This is a genomic window from Pseudoduganella sp. SL102 (genome assembly GCF_027856995.1).
In the GTDB taxonomy this organism is placed as follows: Bacteria; Pseudomonadota; Gammaproteobacteria; order Burkholderiales; family Burkholderiaceae_D; genus Rugamonas; species Rugamonas albidiflava.
Window position 1 is genome coordinate 2,259,496 of sequence record NZ_CP115554.1, and the last position, 22,181, is coordinate 2,281,676.

Genomic DNA, 22,181 nt, shown 5'->3' on the forward strand with positions numbered 1-22,181 from the left:
TTCGATGTACCAACATATCAAAGTGCCGGTCGATGGCGAGAAGATCACCGTCAACGCCGATTTTTCGCTGACCGTGCCGAACCAGCCGATCATCCCGTTCATCGAGGGCGACGGTACCGGCGTCGACGTCACGCCCGTCATGCTGAAGGTGGTCGACGCGGCCGTGGCGAAGGCCTATGGCGGCGCGCGGCGCATCAGCTGGATGGAAATCTATGCCGGGGAGAAATCCACCAAGGTGTACGGCCCCGACGTCTGGCTGCCCGAGGAAACGCTGGCGGCGGTCAAGGATTACGTGGTGTCGATCAAGGGCCCGCTGACGACGCCGGTCGGCGGCGGCATCCGTTCGCTGAACGTGGCGCTGCGCCAGGAGCTGGACCTGTATGTCTGCCTGCGCCCGGTGCGCTGGTTCAAGGGCGTGCCGTCGCCCGTCAAGGAGCCGCACAAGACCGACATGGTGATCTTCCGTGAAAACTCGGAAGACATCTATGCCGGCATCGAATATGCCGAGGGGTCGGAAGGCGCGAAAAAGCTGATCCGCTTCCTGCAGGAAGAACTGGGCGTGCGCAAGATCCGCTTCCCCGAGACCTCGGGCCTCGGCATCAAGCCGGTGTCGCGCGAAGGCACCGAGCGCCTGATGCGCAAGGCGGTCCAGTATGCGATCGACAATGACAAGCCGTCCGTCACGATCGTCCACAAGGGCAACATCATGAAGTACACCGAAGGCGGCTTCCGCGACTGGGCCTATGCGCTGGCGCAGAAGGAATTCGGCGGCGAACTGATCGACGGCGGCCCGTGGTGCAAGGTGAAGAACCCGAAGACGGGCAAGGACATCGTCGTCAAGGATTCGATCGCCGACGCCTTCCTGCAGCAGATCCTGCTGCGCCCGGCCGAGTACAGCGTGATCGCCACGCTGAACCTGAACGGCGATTACATCTCCGACGCGCTGGCGGCGCAGGTGGGCGGCATCGGCATCGCGCCGGGCGCCAACATGTCCGACTCGGTGGCGATGTTCGAGGCCACCCACGGCACCGCGCCCAAGTATGCCGGCAAGGATTACGTGAATCCGGGCTCGCTGATCCTGTCGGCCGAAATGATGCTGCGCCATATGGGCTGGACCGAGGCGGCCGACCTGATCATCGCGTCGATGGAGAAGGCCATCACGTCGAAGCGCGTCACCTACGACTTTGCCCGCCTGATGGAAGGGGCGACCCAGGTGTCGTGTTCCGGTTTCGGCGAAGTGATGATTGAAAACATGTAATTGTCTTGCAATGTTTTAAAGAAAAACCCGCATGCATGGCGGGTTTTTTCTTGTTTCCTTGCAGAGGACGCAAGGACGAGTTGCAAGAGAGGTAAGCGAGGACGAAAAAAAACCCCGCTTCAGCAGGGCTTTTTTAGTCGAGGAAGCTGATCAGCTAGCCTGGATGTTGGAAGCTTGCTTGCCTTTCGGGCCCTGCGTGACTTCGAACTGCACCTTTTGACCTTCTTTCAGGGTCTTGAAGCCGTTCATGTTGATTGCGGAGAAGTGCGCGAACAAATCTTCGCCACCATCATCAGGGGTGATGAAGCCGAAACCTTTGGAGTCATTGAACCACTTAACGGTACCAGTTGCCATAATAAAAAGAACTTTCAAATAATAACGAATCACACGAGCCATAAAAGCAAGAAGCTTCCTGCCCCCTCCTCGACAACTCACTTCTTACCAACATGTACATTTCTGCACCAGTCGATATGGCATTGTTGGCGGAACAATTTTCTATGTCAAGCGCTTTGTCGTGGCAATAGTAAGTTTTTTGCAACAGGAGAAATGATGAAAGGACTTGATTTTGCGCCGGGGGGCGCCATCTGCGCGCAGTTGGGAAAGCGCGTAAGATTGAGGACAAATGGAAACGTCCAGTTAAACGGGCGTTGCATCGACCACGAAAGCATTAGAATATAAGCGTATGGCAACCAAGCATGACACCGAGACCGTCCTGGAGCGGCAGACGCTGAAGCCGCCCCCCATGTACCAGGTGGCGTTGTTGAACGACGACTACACTCCGATGGAATTTGTGGTCGCGATCATTCAGGAATATTTCAACAAGGATCGCGAAACGGCTACGCAAATTATGCTGAGTGTGCATCGCTACGGCAAAGGCGTGTGCGGTGTGTTCTCAAAAGATATTGCATCAACCAAGGTGGAGTTCGTTTTAACGCATGCGCGCAAGGCGGGGCACCCCCTGCAGTGCGTGATGGAGGAAGTATGATTGCGCAGGAATTGGAAGTAAGTTTGCACATGGCGTTTGTCGAGGCTCGGCAGGCACGGCATGAATTCATCACGGTTGAGCATCTGTTGCTGGCGCTGCTGGACAATCCTTCGGCAGCCGAAGTGTTGCGTGCCTGCGCGGTCAATATCGAAGACCTGCGCAAGACACTCACCAACTTCATCGGCGACAACACCCCCACCGTGCCTGGAACCGGCGAAGTGGACACGCAGCCAACGCTGGGCTTCCAGCGCGTGATCCAGCGCGCCATCATGCATGTGCAGTCGGCCTCGAACGGCAAGAAGGAAGTCACGGGCGCGAACGTGCTGGTGGCCATCTTCGGCGAAAAGGATTCCCATGCCGTGTACTACCTGCACCAGCAGGGCGTAACGCGCCTGGACGTCGTCAACTTCATTTCGCATGGCGTTCGCAAGGACCAGTCCGGCGAAGCGGCCAAGGCATCGGAAGGCGTCGAGGAAGGCGCGCAGGCCGAAGGCCAGGCGAAGGAAAGCCCGCTGGACCAGTTCACGCAAAACCTCAACAAGTCGGCCGCGGAAGGCAAGATCGATCCGCTGATCGGCCGCGAAGAGGAAGTCGACCGCGTGATCCAGATCCTGTGCCGCCGCCGCAAGAACAACCCGCTGCTGGTGGGCGAGGCCGGCGTGGGCAAGACCGCCATCGCCGAAGGCCTGGCATACCGCATCACGCAGGGCGACGTGCCGGAAATCCTGTCGAATGCCGTGGTGTATTCGCTGGACATGGGCGCGCTGCTGGCCGGCACCAAGTACCGCGGCGACTTCGAGCAGCGCCTGAAGGCGGTGCTCAAGCAGCTGAAGGATAATCCGAACGGCATCCTGTTCATCGACGAGATCCACACGATCATCGGCGCCGGTTCCGCATCGGGCGGCACGCTGGACGCGTCGAACCTGCTGAAGCCGGCACTGGCCAACGGCCAGCTGAAGTGCGTCGGCGCGACCACGTTCACGGAATTCCGCGGCGTGTTCGAGAAAGACCATGCGCTGTCGCGCCGCTTCCAGAAAGTGGACGTCAACGAGCCGACCGTCGAGCAGACCGTGCAGATCCTGCGTGGCCTGAAGTCGCGCTTCGAAGAGCACCACGGCGTGAAGTATTCGTCGTCGGCGCTGTCGACGGCGGCCGAGCTGGCGGCCCGCTTCATCAACGACCGCCACCTGCCGGACAAGGCCATCGACGTGATCGACGAAGCCGGTGCCGCCCAGCGCATCCTGCCGAAATCGAAGCAGAAGAAGACCATCGGCAAGACGGAGATCGAAGAGATCATCTCGAAGATCGCGCGCATTCCACCGCAAACCGTCAACCAGGACGACCGCAGCAAGCTGCAGACCATCGACCGCGACCTGCGCAACGTCGTGTTCGGCCAGGATCCGGCGATCGAAGCGCTGGCCTCGGCGATCAAGATGTCACGTGCCGGCCTCGGCAAGCAGGACAAGCCGATCGGCTCGTTCCTGTTCTCCGGCCCGACCGGCGTGGGCAAGACGGAAGTGGCGAAGCAGCTGGCCTTCATCCTCGGCATCGAACTGATCCGGTTCGACATGTCCGAGTACATGGAGCGCCACGCGGTATCGCGGCTGATCGGCGCACCGCCGGGCTATGTCGGGTTCGACCAGGGCGGCCTGCTGACCGAAGCGATCACGAAGAAGCCGCACGCCGTGCTGCTGCTCGACGAGATCGAGAAGGCGCATCCGGACATCTTCAACATCCTGCTGCAGGTGATGGACCATGGCACGCTGACGGACAACAACGGCCGCAAGGCGGACTTCCGCAACGTGATCATCGTCATGACCACCAACGCGGGTGCGGAAGCGCTCCAGAAGGCGCCGATCGGTTTCACGAACACCAAGGAAACCGGCGACGAAATGGCCGACCTGAAGCGCATGTTCACGCCGGAATTCCGCAACCGGATCGATGCGATCATCAGCTTCCGCGCGCTGGACGAGGAAATCATCCTGCGCGTCGTGGACAAGTTCCTGATGCAGCTGGAAGAACAGCTGCACGAGAAGAAGGTGGAAGCGATCTTCACGGAAAACCTGCGCAAGTTCCTGTCGAAGAAAGGCTTCGATCCGCTGATGGGCGCGCGGCCGATGTCCCGCCTGATCCAGGACATGATCCGCAAGGCGCTGGCCGACGAACTGCTGTTCGGCCGCCTCGTCACCGGCGGTCGGGTGACGGTGGACCTGGACGAGAAGGACCAGATCAAGCTGGACTTCCCGGAACCGGATGCGGCACCGCTGCCGCCGCCGGAAACGGTCGAAGTGGAGTAATCCACGCCAGTCAAGAACCCGCTCGCGAGAGCGGGTTTTTTTTCGCCCTGAACCGTCGGGCGGGTTCTCCGGTCCGAGATCGTCAGCGGCGGCGCCGTGCCGCCACGCCCGCGATGGCCAGCCCGGCCAGCAGCATCGCATAGGTGCCCGGCTCGGGCACGGCAGGCACGGTCGACAGCGTCAATGCCAGGTACGGCTCGTTGCGGATGCCACCCAGGTAAACGCCCTGGTCGCCGGCCTCGACCGGCACGGCGTTCAATGTCTGGTTGGTGAAGCCGATCACGAAGTACGCGCCGGCCAGCGCATTGATGTCGGCCAGTGCCGCACCGTTCAGCGAGATGTCGACAGGGCTGTCGTGCAGGGTGGCCGCGGCGTACCGGGTTCCGCTGCCCAGGTCGGCAAAAACACCGGTGCCCGGTTCGAAGGTGTTCAGCAGCGGCTGCAGGCCGCCTTCGACGTCGAACAGCCCGATCACGCTCGGCGGCGCGTTCCCATACACGGAAGGCGACAGCGACAGCGTGGCCGATGCCCACGTGGTGCCGGCCGGGATGAAGAATGCCGCCCAGCTGTTGAAGCGCATGCCGGTCTCGTTGCCGGTGAAGGTATTGCCGAGCGGCGTGGCTTCGTTACTGCCGCCGTTGCTGTTGACCCAGCCCTGCACCTGCGCGATGGCGGAAATGGACTCGGCGTGGGCAGGCAGGGCTGCGGCGAGGGTGAAGAGGCAGGCGGCGAAGATGCCAGCGGTAAACTTGCCGACAGTGCGGCGGGCAACCGGGCGGGCAAACGTGACAGGGGGCGTGCGCTTCATGGGCGATTCTCCTTGCGGTGGTGGGGATGGGAACCATCGTAGAAGTCGGCCGGACAGCCCAACAATGCTCGTTACATTTGTTGCAATTCCCCGTCGTCGTCTGCCAACGCCGCACGGATGTGGTAACCGCCCGCGCGCGCGGTCAGTCGCCGCGCCGCCGACCGGCACGCCGGATCAATGCCAGCAGCAGCGCGCCGGTCATCAGCATGCCGAGCCGCCCCGGCTCCGGCACAGGCGCCAGCGGCACGCCGTCGAGCGTGATGGCATCGAACGCCAGCCCGGTATCGGCGCCACGGTCGACCCAGTTGACCACGCCGAATTCCAGCGTGTACTCGCCCGCTGCCGCGATCGTGTACGCGGCACCGATCCAGCCGGTCTGGCCGCAATTGTCAGGGATATAGCAAGTGCCGGAATCGTCTCCCAGCGGGCTCCAGGTCGGAGCCAGGCCTTCGACACCCGAGAAGGGCGGGTCCAGCGTGGCCGCGCCCGCCGGCATGCCGAAGCCGGGCACCGCTCCCCCGCCCGGCGAAGTACGCGCCGTCGCCAGCAGCGCCGCCTGGCTGCCGTCTCCGTTCAGCAGGCGCACCCAGGCATAGTCGCTGAAGTCGCCGCCGTCGGTTGTCACGTAGTTGAACGCGAACCGCAGCGCATCGCCGGCCTGCGCCGTGAACAGGTGCGAACGCAAGGTACTGCCGGCAAACGAATCAGCCGGCGCGCTGACACCGGGCAGCAGCACGCCCGCCGCGCCATTCGCCGTCGATACCCAGCCGTATCGCTGGCCACCGCCGGACGCCAATGTGATATTGCCGTCTTCCGGGGCGGTACCGCAGTCGCCGGTACATTGCCACCCCGACGGAAGACCGCCATCGAACACCTGCGCGTGGCTGCTGCCCGCCATACCGAGAAGGATTGCCACCGCGGCGGCAAGGGGACGCATCGGGATTTTCATGACCGGTCTCCATCGGGTTGAGATAACTCAAACCACCTGCATTTCCCATGCCTGCGTCATCCACCGGATGAAGGGGACAGCAAGGCGCCCGCGCATGTAAAGGATTCCGACATCCTTGCCGCGTTCCAGGAACAGCGTATCGGGGAGCATCACAGCCCGAGGCTGCGCACCTGTGCCGCCCGCCGCCGCGATACTTCCACGGTCATGTCCCCTGGAAGCAGCAGGTCGAAGCCACCCGCGTCGTTGGCGCTCATCCGTTCGACGAACGCCAGGTTGACGATATGGCGCCGGCTGGCGCGCAGGAAGCGCTGCGGATCGAGGCGCTCCTCCAGCTGCGTGAGCGAGCGCAATACCAGTGGCCGGACATCGTCGAAGTACACGCGCGTGTAGTTGCCTTCGGATTCGAACAGGCGAACGCTGTCCAGCGCCACGAACCAGCAGCGCTCGCCATCGCGGACGAACAGCTTGCGTGGCGTGGCCGGCGTGCCCGCCACCGGCAGGTTGAGCCGCAGCGCGGCGCGTTGCAGGGCGGCCGCCAGCCGGGTCGCCTGGATCGGCTTTTGCAGGTAGTCGAGCGCATTCACCTCGAACGCCTGCAAGGCGTACTGGTCGAACGCGGTCGTGAAGATCACTTCAGGCGTCGTGTCGAGCGCCTGCAGCAGGTCGAACCCGCTGGCGCCGGGCATCTGCACGTCGAGCAGCAAGAGATCAGGCTGCAAGGCCGCCACCTGGGCGATCGCCTGTTCGGCATGCGCCGCCTCGCCCACGATCTCGATGCCCGGGTGGGCGGCCAGCAGGCGCCGCAACTCGGCACGGGCCAGGCGTTCGTCATCGACGATCAGGACGCGCAGCGGCACCTGCGCCGCGCTGCCGTTGCCAGGCGCCGCTACCTGGCTCATGCGGCCACCGGCAACTGCAGCGTGGCGCGCACCCAGCCGTCGCATTCCGCCAGGTCAAGGCTGGCGCCGCCACCCACCGCCAGCGCGAGGCGCTTGCGGGCATTCGTCAGGCCCACCTGCGTGGAATCGCCAGGGAGACGGAGCGCGCCGGCGTTGGCGATCTCGATCAGCGTGCCGCCAGCGCCGCGCCAGGCGCGGATGCGGATGTCGCTGCCCGTCGTGCTCAGTTCGACGCCGTACTTCACGGCGTTTTCCACCAGGGTCTGCAGCGACATGGGCGGCACCATCACATGTTCCAGTCCGGGCTCGATGTCCACCCGCACGCGCAAGCGCTCCTCGAAACGGATTTTCTCGATCGCCAGGTAGGCTTCCACCGCCTCCAGCTCGGCCGCCAGCGGCACCGTCTCCACGTGGCCCGATTGCAGCGCATAGCGCATCAGGCCGGCGAGCTGGTCGATCATCCGCGCCGCGCTCTCCGGGTCCTCGTAGATCAGCGCGCGCACGCTGTTCAGGCTGTTGAAGAAGAAGTGCGGGTTGACCTGCGCCTGCAGCGCGCGCAGCTCGATGTCCTTGGCGTGCAGTTCGAGCCGCAGCGCCTCGGCTTCGGCATGCCGGGCACGGCGCATCGACAGCGCGGCGAGGTACATCACGGTCCACACCGTGTGGACGCCGCACCAGAACAGCACCGCATACGGCAGCCACGCATAGCCGCGCACCTCGCCGAACGGCTTGAAGACAAGGAAGGCGAGGTAGACCAGGAAGGTGCTCGCGCAGCCCAGCACGAATACCGCGGCTGCCATGCGGCCCATGCGGTGCCAGGCCGGGCGCCCCTTCAGCAGCCGGTGCCAGCCGTCGGACAGCAGCAGCCCCGCTGCGACGGCGGCAATGGAGACGGCGATCACGCCAGGGTCGCCGGCGCGGTCCATCGCCTGCGCCAGGTCGAACAGCCCCAGCACGCTCCAGCCGCCCAGCTGCAGCGGCCAGTACCAGTTCAGGCGCGCCAGCAGCGGCGGTGTGGAGGTCATCGGGCTGTCACTTTCACTTCAGGAAACGGTCGATGCGATCATACATCCAGGCCGGATCGTCGTACATGATGAAGTGGCGCGCCGTTTCCGCCATCTCGATGCGCACGCCCGGCAGCTTGCCATACTGGCTCGTGTACACCGCCTCGATCGCGGGGCGCGGCGCGAAGTCCTTGTAGGCGGCCCATGCGCCCAGCACCAGCGTCGGCGCCTTGATCTTCGCCACGTCGTCGCGCAGGTCCGTTTCGATCAGCTCGGCCATCGCGCCGGCCACCGTGTTGCGGTCCGAACCCCGGCCCATCTGCATGATGCGGTCCACGTCCTCGGCGCGCGTCACCATCATTGCCACGTTGCGGCGCTGGGCCTGGGCGTAGCTCGCTTCGTCGGCGGCGAGCATCCCCTGGCGGACGCCTGCCGCCATCTGCCGGAGCTGCTCGGGCGTGGCCTGGGGCGCCTGCATCGCACCTAGCGCCGGGAGCGAATCGACGATCACCAGGCGATCCACCTGGCCGGGATGGTCGATCGCGAAGCGCAGTGCCACGAAACCGCCCAGGCTGTGGCCGATGATGACGGGCTTGCCCAGCTTGTTCGCGGCGATGTATGCGGACAGTTGCTGTGCCACCTGGGGCAGCAGCGGGCCCTCGATTGCAGGTTGACCGGCAAAACCGGCCAGGGTCAGCACGTGGCACTGGCGCGGTCCGCACAGGTGCTGCGTGGTGCCTTGCCATACTTCGCTGGACGAGGCGAGGCCTGGAATCAGGATCACGGCGGGCCCGGTACCGGTGACTTCGGCCTTGAAGGCGGGAGCAGCGCAGGCGGGCAGGGCGGCAAACAGGGCTGCGGCTGCGGCGGCGATGAGTCGATGACGTTTCATGGTGTTCCTCCTTGAAACGCATCCTCGCACCCTTGCCGTGCGCTGCCAGCCGCTGTATGACGAGCGGCGCAAAACAAGGACGAACGGCGAACGCCGAACGGCGCGATGAGCGACGATTCAGCCGCCCGCTTCCTCGCGCAGCCGGCGCCACAGCGTGGTGCGGCTGATGCCGAGGTAGGCCGCGGCGGCATCGCGCCGGCCATCGAAACGGCGCAGCACGTCGGTGACGCGTTCCGCGGCGGTCGGCGCGGCGGCGCCTGCTCCGGCCGCCAGCTCGGGCCCCACGGCGAGCACGAACGCGGGCGTCAGCGCCTGCAGCGGTTCGGCGGCCACGAACAGCGCGAGCCGTTCGCACAGGTTGCGCAGCTCGCGCACATTGCCGGGCCAGGCATGTCCGGCCAGCAGCGGCGCGCAGGCCTGCAGCTCGGCTTGCAGGTTGGGCTGGGCGCGCGCACCCAGCGAGGCCAGCGCATTGCGCAGCAGCCATTCGGCCAGCGGCACGATATCGGCGGTGCGCTCGCGCAGCGGCGGCAACGCCAGCCGCAATACCGCGAGCCGGTAGAACAGGTCGGCACGGAAGCGCCCGTCGCGCACCCGCTGCGCCAGGTCGCAGTGCGTGGCGCTGATGATCCGCACGTCCACCGGCACCGGGCGCGTGCCGCCCACCCGCACCACCTCCCGCTCTTCCAGCACGCGCAGCAACCGCGTTTGCAGCGCCAGCGGCATCTCGCCGATCTCGTCGAGGAACAGCGTGCCGCCATTGGCCGCCTCGAACAGGCCGGCGCGGCCGCCGCGCCGCGCGCCGGTAAACGCGCCTTCCTCATGGCCGAACAGTTCCGCTTCCAGCAGCGATTCGGCGATGGCACCGCAATTCACCGCCAGGAACGGGCGGCGCGCCTCGTCGACCCTGCCGTGCGGCGCGGCGCGGTGGATCGCCTGCGCCGCCAGTTCCTTGCCGCTGCCGGTCTCGCCCTGGATCAGCACCGTGGCGTTCGACCGCGCATACAGCACCACCATCTGCCGCACCTGTTCCATCGCCGGCGATTCGCCGCGCAGGTCGGCCAGGCCGTGCCGGGCACGCGGCGGGTCCTGCACGGCGCCACCGCGGCCGCGGCGCCGGCCCATCCATCCCGTTTCCAGCTGCGCCAGCCGGGCCATTTCCAGCGCATCGTCGAAGGCTTGCCGGATCGAGGCCGCCGAGTAGAGGAACACGCCGGTCATGCCGGCATCCTCGGCCAGGTCGGTGATCAGGCCGGCGCCGACGATGGCGCGGATCCCGGCCGCCTTCAGTTCATGCACCTGGGCCAGCGCATCTTCCCGCGTGACATAGGTGCGCTGCGCCACGTCGAAGCCGAAGGTGGCCGCGAACTCGGCCAGTTCCGGCATCGGCTGCTGGTAGGTGACCACGGCGATCCGCTCCGAGACCCGGCGCGCCCGCGCCAGCGCGCGCATCATGTCCGTGCCGCTGGCCTTGGCGACCACCAGCGGGACCGGCAGGCGTCCCTTCAGGTAAGCCGCGTTCGAGCCGGCGGAGATGACGGCATCGCAACGCTCCGTGGCCAGCCGCTCGCGGATATGGCGCACCGCCTCGTCGAAGCCGAGGTGGATCGGTTCGATGGTGGCCAGCGCATCGTATTCGGGCGTGATGTCGCGGAACAGGTCGGACAGGCGCGACATGGACACCGTCCAGATAACGGGCTTGTCCGGGTCGGCGTGGAGGAGATCGGTCATGTTTCAATTATAGTTCAACGACGTTTCATATGTTTCATCTGAAACGCCGTAGAGAGTGCCGCACTACTTGCAAGCCGTTGATTTCACGCACTTCCCACCCTTCCGGAGATGCTGGCATGCTCCTTGCGAAACTGCTGCCATCCATCGTCATTCCGAAAGGCCATCATGAGTATCCGTTCCGCCGGAGCCGCGTTCCGCCAGGCCGTGCGCGAAGAGTCGCCGCTGCAAGTCGTGGGCGCCATCAATGCCAACCATGCGCTGCTGGCGCAACGCGCCGGGTTCCGCGCCATCTACCTGTCCGGCGGCGGCGTCGCGGCCGGTTCGCTGGGCTTGCCCGACCTGGGCATCTCGAACCTGGACGACGTGCTGACCGACGTGCGCCGCATTACCGACGTGTGCGACCTGCCGCTGCTGGTCGACATCGATACCGGTTTCGGCGCTTCGGCCTTCAACGTGGCCCGCACCGTGAAGTCGATGATCAAGTTCGGAGCCGCCGCCGTCCATATCGAGGACCAGGTGGGCGCCAAGCGCTGCGGCCACCGGCCCGGCAAGGAAATCGTCAGCCAGGGTGAGATGGTCGACCGCGTCAAGGCCGCCGTGGATGCCCGCACCGACGAGGACTTCGTCATCATGGCGCGCACCGATGCGCTGGCCGTGGAAGGCTTCGATGCCGCCATCGAGCGCGCCGTGGCCTGCGTCGAGGCGGGCGCCGACATGATCTTTGCCGAGGCATTGACGGAACTGTCGATGTACAAGCGCTTCGCCGAGGCGGTGAAGGTGCCGGTGCTGGCCAACATTACCGAATACGGTTCCACGCCTCTGTTCACGCTGGAAGAGCTGCGGTCGGTCGACGTGGACATCGTGCTGTATCCGCTGTCGGCGTTCCGCGCCATGAACCGCGCGGCCGAGAACGTGTATGGCGCGATCCGGCGCGACGGCACGCAGCAGAACGTGCTCGGCACGATGCAGACCCGCGAGGAACTTTACGAGAGCATCGGCTACCATGTCTTCGAACAGAAGCTCGATGCATTGTTCGCGGCACAGAAAAAATAAAGGAGACAGGCATGACCGAGACCACGTTCAAACCGAAGAAATCCGTTGCGCTGTCCGGCGTCACCGCCGGCAATACGGCGCTGTGCTCCGTCGGCAAGACCGGCAACGACCTGCACTACCGCGGCTACGATATCCTGGACGTCGCCGATACCTGCGAATTCGAGGAGATCGCCTACCTGCTGGTGCACGGCAAGCTGCCGACCGCCGGTGAACTGAAGGGCTACAAGGCCAAGCTGAAATCGCTGCGCGGCCTGCCGCAGGCCGTGAAGCTGGCGCTGGAAGCGCTGCCGGCCGGTGCGCACCCGATGGACGTGATGCGCACCGGCGCTTCCGTGCTGGGCTGCGTGCTGCCGGAAAAGGATGACCACAACCTGGCCGGCGCGCGCGACATCGCCGACCGCCTGATGGCGTCGTTCGGTTCGATCCTGCTGTACTGGTACCACTACAGCCATGCCGGCCGCCGCATCGACGTGGAGACCGACGATGATTCGATCGGCGGCCACTTCCTGCACCTGCTGCACGGCGCGCCGCCGCCGGAAAGCTGGGTGAAGGCGATGCACACGTCGCTGATCCTGTATGCCGAGCACGAGTTCAATGCCTCCACCTTCACGGCACGCGTGGTCGCCGGCACCGGGTCCGACATCTACTCGGCCATCACCGGCGCGATCGGCGCGCTGCGCGGCCCCAAGCATGGCGGTGCCAACGAGGTGGCGCTGGATATCCAGAAGCGCTACGAGAATGCCGACGAAGCGGAAAGCGACATCCGCGCGCGCGTGGCCAACAAGGAAGTGGTGATCGGCTTCGGCCACCCGGTCTACACGGTATCGGACCCGCGCAACAAGGTGATCAAGGAAGTAGCACGCCAGCTGTCGAAGGAAGCGGGTTCGATGAAGATGTTCGACATCGCCGAACGCCTCGAATCGGTGATGTGGGAAGTGAAGAACATGTTCCCGAACCTGGACTGGTTCTCGGCCGTGTCGTACCACATGATGGGCGTGCCCACCGCGATGTTCACGCCGCTGTTCGTCATCTCCCGCACCTCGGGCTGGGCGGCGCACATCATCGAGCAGCGCATCGACAACAAGATCATCCGCCCGAGCGCCAATTACGTGGGCCCGGAAGACCTGCGCTTCGTGCCGATCGCCGAGCGCAAGTAAGTCGGCAAATAAGCCCGCAAACAAGCCGGCAAACAAGCCGGCAAACAAGCCGGCAAACAAGCAGCAAGCCAGAACGAACGTGAAGGAAGCAAATTGAACACGCCCATGAACACCGCGTACCGGAAGAACCTGCCCGGTACCACGCTGGATTACTTCGACGCGCGCGCCGCCGTCGAAGCGATCGAAGCGGGTGCCTACGACAGGCTGCCGTACACCTCCCGCGTGCTGGCGGAAAACCTGTGCCGCCGCTGCGACGCCACCCAGCTCACGGCATCGCTGCAGCAGCTGGTCTACCGCAAGCGCGACCTGGACTTCCCGTGGTTCCCGGCCCGCGTCGTGTGCCACGACATCCTGGGCCAGACCGCGCTGGTCGACCTGGCCGGCCTGCGCGATGCGATCGCCGAACAGGGCGGCGACCCGGCGCTCGTCAACCCGGTGGTGCCCACGCAGCTGGTGGTCGACCACTCGCTGGCGGTCGAATGTGGCGGCTTCGATCCCGATGCGTTCGCGAAAAACCGCGCCATCGAGGATCGCCGCAACGAAGACCGCTTTCACTTCATCGAATGGACCAGGCGGGCGTTCCATAACGTCGACGTGATCCCGCCGGGGAACGGCATCCTGCACCAGATCAACCTGGAGCGCATGTCGCCGGTGATCCAGGTGAGCGGCGGCGTCGCCTATCCGGACACGCTGGTGGGCACCGATTCGCACACGCCGATGGTCGATGCGCTGGGCGTCATCGCGGTCGGCGTCGGCGGGCTGGAAGCGGAAACCGTGATGCTGGGCCGCGCCTCGTGGATGCGGCTGCCGGACATCGTCGGCGTCGAACTGCTGGGCCGGCCGCAGGCGGGCATCACGGCCACCGACATCGTGCTGGCGCTGACCGAATTCCTGCGCAAGGAAAAAGTGGTGTCGGCCTACCTCGAGTTCCACGGCGCAGGCGCCGCCGCGCTGACGCTGGGCGACCGCGCCACCATCTCCAACATGGCGCCGGAATTCGGCGCCACCGCGGCCATGTTCGCCATCGACGAGCAGACCATCCAGTACCTGCGGCTGACCGGCCGCGAGGACGAGCAGGTGGCGCTGGTGGAGCTGTATGCGAAGCAGGCCGGCCTGTGGGCGGCCAGCCTGGCCGGCGCCGAGTACGAGCGCGTGCTGCGCTTCGACCTGTCGACGGTGGTGCGCAATATCGCCGGCCCGTCGAATCCGCACAAGCGCGTTCCCACGTCGGAACTGGCCGCACGCGGCATCGCGGGTATCGTCGAGAACGAGCCGGGCCGCATGCCGGACGGCGCCGTCATCATCGCGGCGATCACCAGCTGCACCAACACGAACAACCCGCGCAACATGATCGCCGCCGGCCTGCTGGCGCGGAATGCCAACCGGTTCGGCCTGTTGCGCAAGCCCTGGGTGAAAAGCTCGCTGGCGCCGGGTTCGAAGGCCGTCACCCTGTACCTGGAGGAAGCCGGCCTGCTGCCCGAGCTGGAACAGCTGGGCTTCGGCGTCGTCGCCTATGCCTGCACCTCGTGCAATGGCATGTCCGGCGCGCTCGATCCGGCGATCCAGCAGGAGATCGTCGAGCGAAACCTGTATGCGACGGCGGTCCTCTCCGGCAACCGCAATTTCGACGGGCGCATCCACCCGTATGCGCAGCAGGCCTTCCTGGCCTCGCCCCCGCTGGTGGTGGCGTATGCGATCGCCGGCACGATCCGCTTCGACATCGAGAAGGATGTGCTGGGCCACGATGCGCAGGGCAATCCGGTCCGGTTGCAGGACCTGTGGCCGGACGACGCGGAGATCGATGCGATCGTGGCGGCCAGCGTGAAGCCGGAACACTTCCGCAAGGTGTATATCCCCATGTTCGCGCGCCAGGAAGAGGCTGGCGGCAGCGTCAGCCCGCTGTATGACTGGCGGCCGCAGAGTACCTACATCCGCCGCCCGCCGTACTGGGAAGGCGCGCTGGCCGGCGAGCGCACGCTGGCGGGCATGCGGCCGCTGGCGGTCCTGGGCGACAACATCACCACCGACCACCTGTCGCCGTCGAATGCGATCATGCTCGACAGTGCGGCCGGCGAGTACCTGGCGAAGATGGGCTTGCCCGAAGAAGACTTCAATTCCTACGCCACGCACCGGGGCGACCACCTGACCGCGCAGCGGGCGACCTTCGCCAACCCCACGCTGAAGAACGAGATGGTGGTGGTCGACGGCCAGGTCAGGGCGGGCTCGCTGGCACGGGTCGAGCCGGAAGGCACGATCACGCGCATGTGGGAAGCGATCGAAACCTACATGGCGCGCCGGCAGCCGCTGATCGTGATCGCCGGCGCCGACTATGGCCAGGGCTCGTCGCGCGACTGGGCCGCGAAAGGCGTGCGCCTGGCGGGCGTGGAAGCCATCGTGGCCGAAGGTTTCGAGCGCATCCACCGCACCAACCTGGTCGGCATGGGCGTGCTGCCGCTGGAATTCATCGGTGGCGTCAACCGGCTCACGCTGGGGATCGACGGCACCGAGACGTTCGACGTGGTGGGCGAACGCCAGCCGCGCGCCATGCTGACGCTGGTGATTCATCGGAACAATGGCGAAAACGTCACGGTGCCGGTGCAGTGCCGGCTCGACACGGCCGAGGAGGTGGCGATCTACGAGGCGGGCGGGGTGCTGCAGCGCTTCGCGCAGGACTTCCTGGCATCCACCGGCCGGACCGCCGCCAGCGAGGCCGCATGATGGCGCATCCTCCCCAAGTGAAAATCCCGGCCACCTACATGCGTGGCGGTACCAGCAAAGGCGTGTTCTTCCGTCTCGACGACCTGCCCGAGGCGGCCAGGGTACCGGGACCGGCGCGCGATGCGCTGCTGCTGCGGGTGATCGGCAGCCCCGATCCCTATGGCAAGCAGATCGATGGCATGGGCGGCGCCACGTCGAGCACCAGCAAGGCGGTAATCCTGTCGCCCAGCACGCGGCCCGGCCACGATGTCGATTACCTGTTCGGCCAGGTGTCGATCGACAGGCCGTTCGTCGACTGGAGCGGCAACTGCGGCAACCTGTCGGCCGCTGTGGGCCCGTTCGCGATCGCCAACGGCATGGTCGAGCCGGGCCGCGTGCCGCATAACGGCCTGGCCGTGGTGCGCATCTGGCAAGCCAACATCGGCAAGACCATCATCGCCCACGTGCCAGTGTCCGATGGCGCGGTCCAGGAAACCGGCGATTTCGAGCTCGACGGCGTCACCTTCCCGGCGGCCGAGGTGCAGCTGGAATTCATGGACCCGGCGGCCGACGAGGAGGGCGCCGGCGGCGCGATGTTCCCGACCGGCAGCGTGGTCGACGAGCTCGAGGTCCCTGGCGTGGGCACGCTGCGCGCGACGATGATCAATGCCGGCATTCCGACCATCTTCGTCGATGCCGCCAGCATCGGCTACACGGGCAGCGAGCTGCAGGACGCCATCAATGGCGATGCGAAGGCGCTGGCGATGTTCGAGACGATCCGCGCCCACGGTGCCGTGCGCATGGGCCTGGTCGCCCACGTCGACGAGGCGGCGCGGCGCCAGCACACGCCCAAGGTGGCGTTCGTGGCGCCACCCGCCACGTATACCGCCTCCTCCGGCAAGCCGGTGCATGCCGGAGAGATCGACCTGCTGGTGCGCGCCCTGTCGATGGGCAAGCTGCATCACGCCATGATGGGCACCGCCGCCGTGGCGATCGGCACCGCCGCGGCGGTCCCCGGCACGCTGGTCAACCTTGCCGCCGGCGGCGGCGTGCGCACCGCGGTGCGGTTCGGCCATCCGTCCGGCACGCTGCGCGTGGGCGCCGAAGCGCTGGAAGTGGACGGGCAATGGCAGGTCAGCAAGGCGGTCATGAGCCGCAGTGCCCGCGTGTTGATGGAAGGTTACGTGCGCGTTCCACCGCAGCAATAGGGTGAAAGCCGGCGCGCGGGTGGTTTTAAAACCATTCCTGTAACCATCTGTTGTATCGAAGCCCGGCGCCGCCGGGCTTCGTGCATTGTGCATGGCTATTGCGGGACGGCTGGTTTATGATTTGCCGTTGAGTTGCCTCGATGCAGCTATTATTGCGTGTAATAATGCCATGAACGATGCCCTCACCATTGTCGCCCCGATAGCCGACCCCATCGCCGATGCCTTGCAGCTGATCGGCATGCCTGCCTGCGCATGCGATGGCGACGGCGTGGTGGTCGCATCGAACACGGAATTCGATGTGCTGCTGGCGCACGATCCGCGCGGGCTGCCAATGGCGGACCTGTTCGCGCGGCATGTGCGCGCGGAGAGTGGCGCGGCGCTGGCAGCGGCGCTGGCCGGTGGCGACACCGCGGCGTGGGACAGCTGCCTGGCAGCCGCCGGCGGCCGGTACGCGGCCGTGCAAGTCACCGTCAAGCCTTTCCCTGCCGCGTCGGCGCGGCGCGGCGGCACGATCCTGTTCCATGACATCGGCGCGGTCCAGCGCGACCAGCGCGCGCTGCGCAAGGCCCTGCTGGAACAGCGCGCGATCCTCGAGAACGCCGCCGTCGGCATCATCTTCAGCAAGCTCGATCACGTCCATGAATGCAATATGCGCGCGGCCGAGATGTTCGGCTATGCGCGCCACGACATGGAAGGCCTGGCGAGCCGCCAGCTGTACCCGGACATGGAGCACTTCGACCGCTTGCGCCGGCAGTGGATGCCGGTGCTGCACCAGGGAAGCTCGGTCACGCTGGAAACGCCGATGAAGCGGGGCGACGGCACGCTGTTCTGGTGCCGCGCCCACGGCCGCGCGGTCGATCCGTCCGACGAGCAGGCCGGCATGGTGTGGATCGTCGAGGACATCAGCGAGCAGCGCGCCGCCAGCGAAGCCACCCGCAAGATCCTGCTGGAGCAGAAGGCGATCCTCGACAACGCATCGGTCGGCATCCTGTTCACGAAGAACCAGCGCATGTTGAGCTGCAACCCGCGCATTGCCGCCATGTTCGGCTATGCGCCGGACGAGATGATCGGCATGCATTCGGGCGACGTGTTTCCTTCGGAACAGGTGTACCGCGAGTTCGGCGGCGAGGCGGGACCGGTGCTGGCCAGTGGCCTGCCGTTCGAGAAAAAAGAATTCCAGTTCCAGCGCAAGGATGGCTCGCTGTTCTGGTGCCGCGTGCGTGCCAAGGCCGTGGACGAGGAACACAACGATGGCGGCACGATCTGGATCCTGGAGGACGTGACGCAGTCGCGGCAGAACCAGATGGAAACCGAGGCGCTGATGAACAACGCCTCGATCAGCATCCTCTTCACGCGCCAGCGCACCATCACTCGCCACAACCGGGGTTTTGCCGAGATGTTCCGCTATGGCGCCGACGAGGCGATCGGCATGGCATGCGAAGCGCTGTACCCGTCGCTGGCGGCGTACGAGGCGCTCAGTGCGCAAGCCGGCCCGCTGCTGGCGGCAGCCCGGCCGTTCCAGACCGAGATCGAGTTGCGGCGCAAGGACGGCACCACGTTCTGGGCCCAGCTGATCGCCTATGTGGTGAACGCCGAGTCGCCGGCGCAGGGAACCATCTGGATCGCCGAGGACCGCACCGAACACAAGGCCGCCGAGGAATCGCTGCGCCAGGCGGCGGACTCGGTACGCCGCGCGCGCGACGACCTGGAAATCCGCGTGCTGGAGCGTACCGCCGAGCTGGCGGGCGCCAACGCGATGCTGCAGGGCGAGATCGTCGAGCGCCGCCAGGCCGAAGCGCGGGTCCACCACATGGCTTACCATGACAGCCTGACCGGCTTGCCGAACCGGGCACTGCTGACCGACCGCATCGAGCGTGCCGTGCTCAATGCCCAGCGCACCGAACGGCTGCTGGCGGTGATGTTCCTCGACCTGGACCGCTTCAAGACGATCAACGATTCGCTGGGCCACGTGACCGGCGACGCGCTGCTCAAGGAAGTGGCGGGGCGCCTGTGCCGGGCGGTGCGGGCCAGCGACACGGTGGCGCGGCTGGGCGGCGACGAATTCGTCGTGCTGGCGCCGCACATCCGCGACAGCGAGGAAGCGGCCCACGTGGCCGAGAAGATCATCGACGCGCTGGCGGAGCCGTTCCCCATCGACGGACACACGCTGCACGTCACGCCGTCGATCGGCATCTGCGTCTGCCCGGACGACGGGCAGGACGTGGAAACGCTGATGCGCCACGCCGATGCGGCGATGTACCACGCCAAGGCGGCCGGCCGCAACACGTACCAGTTCTTCACGCAGAAGATGAATGCCTCCGCCGCGCATTTCGAGCTGGAGAGCAGCCTGCGCGTGGCGCTGGCGCAGAGCCAGTTCGAGCTGCACTTCCAGCCGATCATCGACACCGGCACGCGGCGCCTGCATTCGCTCGAAGTGCTGCTGCGCTGGCAGCGGCCGGGCACCGGCCTGGTGGGACCGGACAAGTTCATTCCGATCCTGGAAGAGAACGGCCTGATCGTCCCGGTCGGCGAATGGGTGATCCGCCGCGCCTGCGAGCAAAGCATGGAGTGGAAGCGGCAGGGCCTGCAGCCGGTACCGCTGGCCGTGAATCTGTCGCCACGCCAGTTCATGCACCGCGGGCTGGTGCCGGCGATCCGGCGCATCCTCGACGACACCGGCATCGACCCGGCATTGCTGGAATTCGAGATCACCGAAACCGCGCTGATGCAGCACGGCGAGCAGACGCTGGATATTCTTGGCCAGATCAACGCGATGGGCATCCGCCTGTCGATCGACGATTTCGGCACGGGCTACTCGAGCCTGGCCTACCTGAAGCGCTTCCCCGTCAAGAAGATCAAGATCGACCGGGCCTTCATCAAGGACCTGGAAAAGAGCGCGGAAGACCGGGCCATCGTGGCCGCGATCGTCGCGCTGTCGGACAGCCTGCAGCTGTCGGTGGTGGCCGAAGGCGTCGAGACGGAAGGGCATTATTCCCTGCTGCAGGAGCAGGGCTGCCAGTTCGCCCAGGGTTACCTGTTCTCGCCGCCGGTACCGCGTGCCAATGCCGCGAACATGCTGGAGCGGCTCGGCCCGGACGCCTGGGTCCGAACCTAAGCCAGCGTGGCGATCACCGGCGTGTGATCGGAGGGCTGCTTCCACTTGCGCGGCGTGCGGTCGATCGTGCAGCCGGTACAGCGCGCCGCCAGCGGGGCGGACAGCAGGATATGGTCGATCCGCAAGCCCTGGTTCTTCTGGAAACGCAGCATCCGGTAATCCCACCAGCTGTACGTCTTTTCCGGTTGCGCGAAGAGGCGGTACGAATCCACGAGGCCGACGTCGAGCAAGGCCTGGAAGGCGGCGCGTTCCCGCGGCGATACATGCACTTCGCCTTCCCATACGGCCGGATCGTGCACGTCGCGGTCTTCCGGCGCCACGTTGTAGTCGCCCAGCACCGCCAGGTTCGGGTGGCGCGACAGTTCATCGGCCAGCCAGTCGCGCATGGCCGCCATCCAGCCCAGCTTGTAGACATACTTGTCCGAATCCACCGCCTGGCCGTTCGGCACATAGGCACAGACGACGCGGATGCCATCGATCGTCGCCGCGAGGATGCGCTGCTGTTCGTCGGGGTACAGGGGATTGTTGCGGACGATATCGGTCATCGGCAGGCGCGACAGGATCGCCACGCCGTTATACGTCTTTTGCCCCGAAAACTGCACCTGGTAGCCGGCCGCTTCGATGGCCGCCACTGGAAATTTGTCATCCGTAAGTTTCGTTTCCTGAATGCAGAGGATGTCGACGGGATTTGTTTCCAGCCACTGCAAAAGGTGTGGCAGGCGGACATTCAGGGAATTGACGTTCCAGGTGACCAGTTGCATAGTATTCCTCGTGGGTGTTTCATTTCGGGCCGCATATTACCGCAATGAGTACTCCACGAGTTGCAAAAACCTAATACAATGTACGGAAGTTCAATTGCGCTGCGTCAGCAATTGGAAATAATAAGACTACTCTCAGACGCAACTTCGTTGCAAAATGCGACCATTTTGAAAATTTATTGCATTTTTTGCCTCACAGTTATCAAAATAGTACTAGAATTCGTTCGCGTCGCCTGAAAAGGGCAATATACTGAGTTTGTTCACCATGAACTGCTTGCGCCCCGGCTACCGGACCATCGTCAGCGGCAACACAAAATTGCTTCATCTCTAGTGTTGTCGTGCGTCAATAGATGGTACTATTGAGAACTATTTGGTTTAACGTGCAAAGCATTTGTAAAGGAAGAAAATGCGATCTGCATTCGAAGCATGGGCTCAGAAGGACGGTCACATCGTCCGTCGCCGCGAAGACAAGCCAGAAGAATATCTGGTGTATGAAACGCAGCGCCGCTGGCTGATCTGGCAGGCAGCGCTGGAACACGGCAAGACCCCTGGCGGCCGCAAGACCGCGAAGGACGCCGTGGACAAGGGTAGTGCCCGTAGCGCAACCGCGACCGCCACCGCAACACGTCCGCAAGTGATTGCTTCGGACGAGGCCGCCGTGCGCAACCAGGTGCTGAACGAAGTGCTGGATGCTTTCTCGGCACTGAAGAGCAGGGACAACACGGCGATGGATGACATCATGCATGTCATCCAGGGCTTGAAGCAGAAGCAGCAGGCCGCCAAGAACGGCGACTGACCGCTCGATGCCAACCCGGCAGATGATTACGGCCGGCATGACGCTTGCGCGCCATGCCGGATCGGTCCCGGCCGGGCTGCTCGGATTGTCGGGAGCCACGCTGGCGATCGTGCTGGCGGGTTGCGCCACGCTGACCGAATCGACCGAACAGTATGTGATGGTACAAACCGTGCTCGACCACCAACAGGTGGCCGGGATCGGTTGCGTCCTCACCAACGATGCCGGTCGCTGGTTCGTCACCTCGCCCGGCCGTGTGCGCATCCGCAAAAGCACCAAGCCCCTGGCGGTCGATTGCCGGCTCAATGACGTGTATGCGGTCGACCAGATCGGTCCGAAGCAGAACAGTTCACGCTGGGGCAATATCCTGCTCACGGCGGGCACCGGCCAGTTCGTCGATCGCCAGACCGGCGCCGGGTTCGATTATCCGGCCACCCTGACCGTCTTGCTGAAACGGGTTGCGCCGCCCCCGGCGCCGGCCCCGGCCGCGCCTGCCCCGGCTCCAGCTCCGCCACCCCCGCCTCCGCCAACCCCGCAACCGCCGGGCGGCTCCGCCATTTACTGAGGATTTCTTCCA

The 22,181-nt window shown here is 65.2% G+C and carries 18 protein-coding genes; 10 read left to right on the plus strand and 8 right to left on the minus strand.

Annotated elements, in window-relative coordinates; genetic code table 11:
* Window positions 1-4 precede the first annotated feature (4 nt).
* A complete protein-coding gene (icd, locus tag OU994_RS09595; protein WP_281610566.1) occupies window positions 5-1,258 on the plus strand; it encodes an NADP-dependent isocitrate dehydrogenase in 1,254 nt (417 codons plus the stop codon).
* Window positions 1,259-1,408: 150 nt separating this feature from the next.
* Here icd and OU994_RS09600 read toward each other — a convergent pair whose 3' ends face one another.
* The gene (locus OU994_RS09600) at window positions 1,409-1,612 is read right to left on the minus strand and encodes a cold-shock protein (protein WP_107141363.1); all 204 of its coding nucleotides are present in this window, start codon (window positions 1,610-1,612) and stop codon (window positions 1,409-1,411) included.
* 328 nt (window positions 1,613-1,940) lie between these two features.
* Here OU994_RS09600 and clpS point away from each other — a divergent pair, with 328 nt between their 5' ends.
* Both clpS and clpA read left to right on the plus strand, forming a co-directional pair.
* On the plus strand, window positions 1,941-2,243 hold the full coding sequence (clpS, locus tag OU994_RS09605) for an ATP-dependent Clp protease adapter ClpS (RefSeq protein WP_130185626.1): 303 nt from the start codon (window positions 1,941-1,943) through the stop codon (window positions 2,241-2,243).
* On the plus strand, window positions 2,240-4,540 hold the full coding sequence (gene clpA, locus OU994_RS09610) for an ATP-dependent Clp protease ATP-binding subunit ClpA (protein WP_131147090.1): 2,301 nt from the start codon (window positions 2,240-2,242) through the stop codon (window positions 4,538-4,540). Before clpS ends, clpA begins: the two co-directional genes overlap by 4 nt.
* 82 nt (window positions 4,541-4,622) lie before the next feature.
* Here clpA and OU994_RS09615 read toward each other — a convergent pair whose 3' ends face one another.
* From OU994_RS09615 to prpR, 6 genes are all read right to left on the minus strand, one after another.
* Window positions 4,623-5,348 (minus strand): PEP-CTERM sorting domain-containing protein, encoded by a 726-nt coding sequence (locus OU994_RS09615; RefSeq protein ID WP_281610567.1) that lies wholly within the window; start codon window positions 5,346-5,348, stop codon window positions 4,623-4,625.
* Between the two features lie 142 nt (window positions 5,349-5,490).
* Window positions 5,491-6,297 (minus strand): NF038132 family protein, encoded by an 807-nt coding sequence (locus OU994_RS09620; protein WP_281610568.1) that lies wholly within the window; start codon window positions 6,295-6,297, stop codon window positions 5,491-5,493.
* Between the two features lie 149 nt (window positions 6,298-6,446).
* Window positions 6,447-7,196 carry a LytTR family DNA-binding domain-containing protein gene (locus OU994_RS09625; RefSeq protein WP_281610569.1) on the minus strand — a complete coding sequence of 250 codons (750 nt, stop codon included), beginning with the start codon at window positions 7,194-7,196 and terminating at the stop codon, window positions 6,447-6,449.
* Complete coding sequence (locus tag OU994_RS09630) at window positions 7,193-8,221, minus strand: sensor histidine kinase (protein ID WP_281610570.1); 1,029 nt, start codon at window positions 8,219-8,221, stop codon at window positions 7,193-7,195. The genes OU994_RS09625 and OU994_RS09630 overlap by 4 nt, the downstream gene beginning before the upstream one ends.
* 13 nt (window positions 8,222-8,234) lie before the next feature.
* A complete protein-coding gene (locus OU994_RS09635) occupies window positions 8,235-9,092 on the minus strand; it encodes an alpha/beta fold hydrolase (protein WP_281610571.1) in 858 nt (285 codons plus the stop codon).
* 117 nt (window positions 9,093-9,209) lie between these two features.
* Complete coding sequence (prpR, locus tag OU994_RS09640; RefSeq protein ID WP_281610572.1) at window positions 9,210-10,823, minus strand: propionate catabolism operon regulatory protein PrpR; 1,614 nt, start codon at window positions 10,821-10,823, stop codon at window positions 9,210-9,212.
* 165 nt (window positions 10,824-10,988) lie between these two features.
* Here prpR and prpB point away from each other — a divergent pair, with 165 nt between their 5' ends.
* The 5 genes from prpB (at window position 10,989) to OU994_RS09665 (ending at window position 20,053) form a co-directional block, all read left to right on the plus strand.
* Window positions 10,989-11,876, plus strand: coding sequence for a methylisocitrate lyase (prpB, locus tag OU994_RS09645; protein WP_281610573.1), 888 nt, complete (start codon window positions 10,989-10,991; stop codon window positions 11,874-11,876).
* 11 nt (window positions 11,877-11,887) lie between these two features.
* A complete protein-coding gene (gene prpC, locus OU994_RS09650; RefSeq protein WP_131147085.1) occupies window positions 11,888-13,033 on the plus strand; it encodes a 2-methylcitrate synthase in 1,146 nt (381 codons plus the stop codon).
* A gap of 105 nt (window positions 13,034-13,138) precedes the next feature.
* Window positions 13,139-15,751, plus strand: a complete 2,613-nt coding sequence (gene acnD / locus OU994_RS09655; RefSeq protein WP_281611608.1) for a Fe/S-dependent 2-methylisocitrate dehydratase AcnD — start codon at window positions 13,139-13,141, stop codon at window positions 15,749-15,751.
* Window positions 15,751-16,938: a 2-methylaconitate cis-trans isomerase PrpF gene (gene prpF / locus OU994_RS09660; protein WP_281611609.1), complete on the plus strand. Its 1,188-nt coding sequence runs from the start codon at window positions 15,751-15,753 to the stop codon at window positions 16,936-16,938. Before acnD ends, prpF begins: the two co-directional genes overlap by 1 nt.
* Before the next feature lie 169 nt (window positions 16,939-17,107).
* A complete protein-coding gene (locus tag OU994_RS09665) occupies window positions 17,108-20,053 on the plus strand; it encodes an EAL domain-containing protein (RefSeq protein WP_281610574.1) in 2,946 nt (981 codons plus the stop codon).
* Here OU994_RS09665 and OU994_RS09670 read toward each other — a convergent pair.
* Window positions 20,050-20,814, minus strand: coding sequence for an exodeoxyribonuclease III (locus OU994_RS09670; protein WP_281610575.1), 765 nt, complete (start codon window positions 20,812-20,814; stop codon window positions 20,050-20,052). The genes OU994_RS09665 and OU994_RS09670 overlap by 4 nt on opposite strands.
* Before the next feature lie 403 nt (window positions 20,815-21,217).
* On the opposite strand from OU994_RS09670, the gene OU994_RS09675 reads away from it, so the two are divergent.
* Together OU994_RS09675 and OU994_RS09680 are read left to right on the plus strand one after the other, a co-directional pair.
* Complete coding sequence (locus OU994_RS09675; RefSeq protein WP_131147082.1) at window positions 21,218-21,607, plus strand: hypothetical protein; 390 nt, start codon at window positions 21,218-21,220, stop codon at window positions 21,605-21,607.
* 7 nt (window positions 21,608-21,614) lie between these two features.
* Window positions 21,615-22,169, plus strand: coding sequence for a hypothetical protein (locus OU994_RS09680; RefSeq protein ID WP_281610576.1), 555 nt, complete (start codon window positions 21,615-21,617; stop codon window positions 22,167-22,169).
* Window positions 22,170-22,181 lie beyond the last annotated feature (12 nt).

What these genes read in the sequence shown, in the direction of transcription:
- icd (WP_281610566.1), top strand. Translation starts at nt 5, where the DNA reads ATGTACCAACATATCAAAGTGCCGGTCGATGGCGAGAAGATCACCGTC.
- OU994_RS09600 (WP_107141363.1), bottom strand. Translation starts at nt 1,612, where the DNA reads ATGGCAACTGGTACCGTTAAGTGGTTCAATGACTCCAAAGGTTTCGGC.
- clpS (WP_130185626.1), top strand. Translation starts at nt 1,941, where the DNA reads ATGGCAACCAAGCATGACACCGAGACCGTCCTGGAGCGGCAGACGCTG.
- clpA (WP_131147090.1), top strand. Translation starts at nt 2,240, where the DNA reads ATGATTGCGCAGGAATTGGAAGTAAGTTTGCACATGGCGTTTGTCGAG.
- OU994_RS09615 (WP_281610567.1), bottom strand. Translation starts at nt 5,348, where the DNA reads ATGAAGCGCACGCCCCCTGTCACGTTTGCCCGCCCGGTTGCCCGCCGC.
- OU994_RS09620 (WP_281610568.1), bottom strand. Translation starts at nt 6,297, where the DNA reads ATGAAAATCCCGATGCGTCCCCTTGCCGCCGCGGTGGCAATCCTTCTC.
- OU994_RS09625 (WP_281610569.1), bottom strand. Translation starts at nt 7,196, where the DNA reads ATGAGCCAGGTAGCGGCGCCTGGCAACGGCAGCGCGGCGCAGGTGCCG.
- OU994_RS09630 (WP_281610570.1), bottom strand. Translation starts at nt 8,221, where the DNA reads ATGACCTCCACACCGCCGCTGCTGGCGCGCCTGAACTGGTACTGGCCG.
- OU994_RS09635 (WP_281610571.1), bottom strand. Translation starts at nt 9,092, where the DNA reads ATGAAACGTCATCGACTCATCGCCGCCGCAGCCGCAGCCCTGTTTGCC.
- prpR (WP_281610572.1), bottom strand. Translation starts at nt 10,823, where the DNA reads ATGACCGATCTCCTCCACGCCGACCCGGACAAGCCCGTTATCTGGACG.
- prpB (WP_281610573.1), top strand. Translation starts at nt 10,989, where the DNA reads ATGAGTATCCGTTCCGCCGGAGCCGCGTTCCGCCAGGCCGTGCGCGAA.
- prpC (WP_131147085.1), top strand. Translation starts at nt 11,888, where the DNA reads ATGACCGAGACCACGTTCAAACCGAAGAAATCCGTTGCGCTGTCCGGC.
- acnD (WP_281611608.1), top strand. Translation starts at nt 13,139, where the DNA reads ATGAACACCGCGTACCGGAAGAACCTGCCCGGTACCACGCTGGATTAC.
- prpF (WP_281611609.1), top strand. Translation starts at nt 15,751, where the DNA reads ATGGCGCATCCTCCCCAAGTGAAAATCCCGGCCACCTACATGCGTGGC.
- OU994_RS09665 (WP_281610574.1), top strand. Translation starts at nt 17,108, where the DNA reads ATGAACGATGCCCTCACCATTGTCGCCCCGATAGCCGACCCCATCGCC.
- OU994_RS09670 (WP_281610575.1), bottom strand. Translation starts at nt 20,814, where the DNA reads ATGCAACTGGTCACCTGGAACGTCAATTCCCTGAATGTCCGCCTGCCA.
- OU994_RS09675 (WP_131147082.1), top strand. Translation starts at nt 21,218, where the DNA reads ATGCGATCTGCATTCGAAGCATGGGCTCAGAAGGACGGTCACATCGTC.
- OU994_RS09680 (WP_281610576.1), top strand. Translation starts at nt 21,615, where the DNA reads ATGCCAACCCGGCAGATGATTACGGCCGGCATGACGCTTGCGCGCCAT.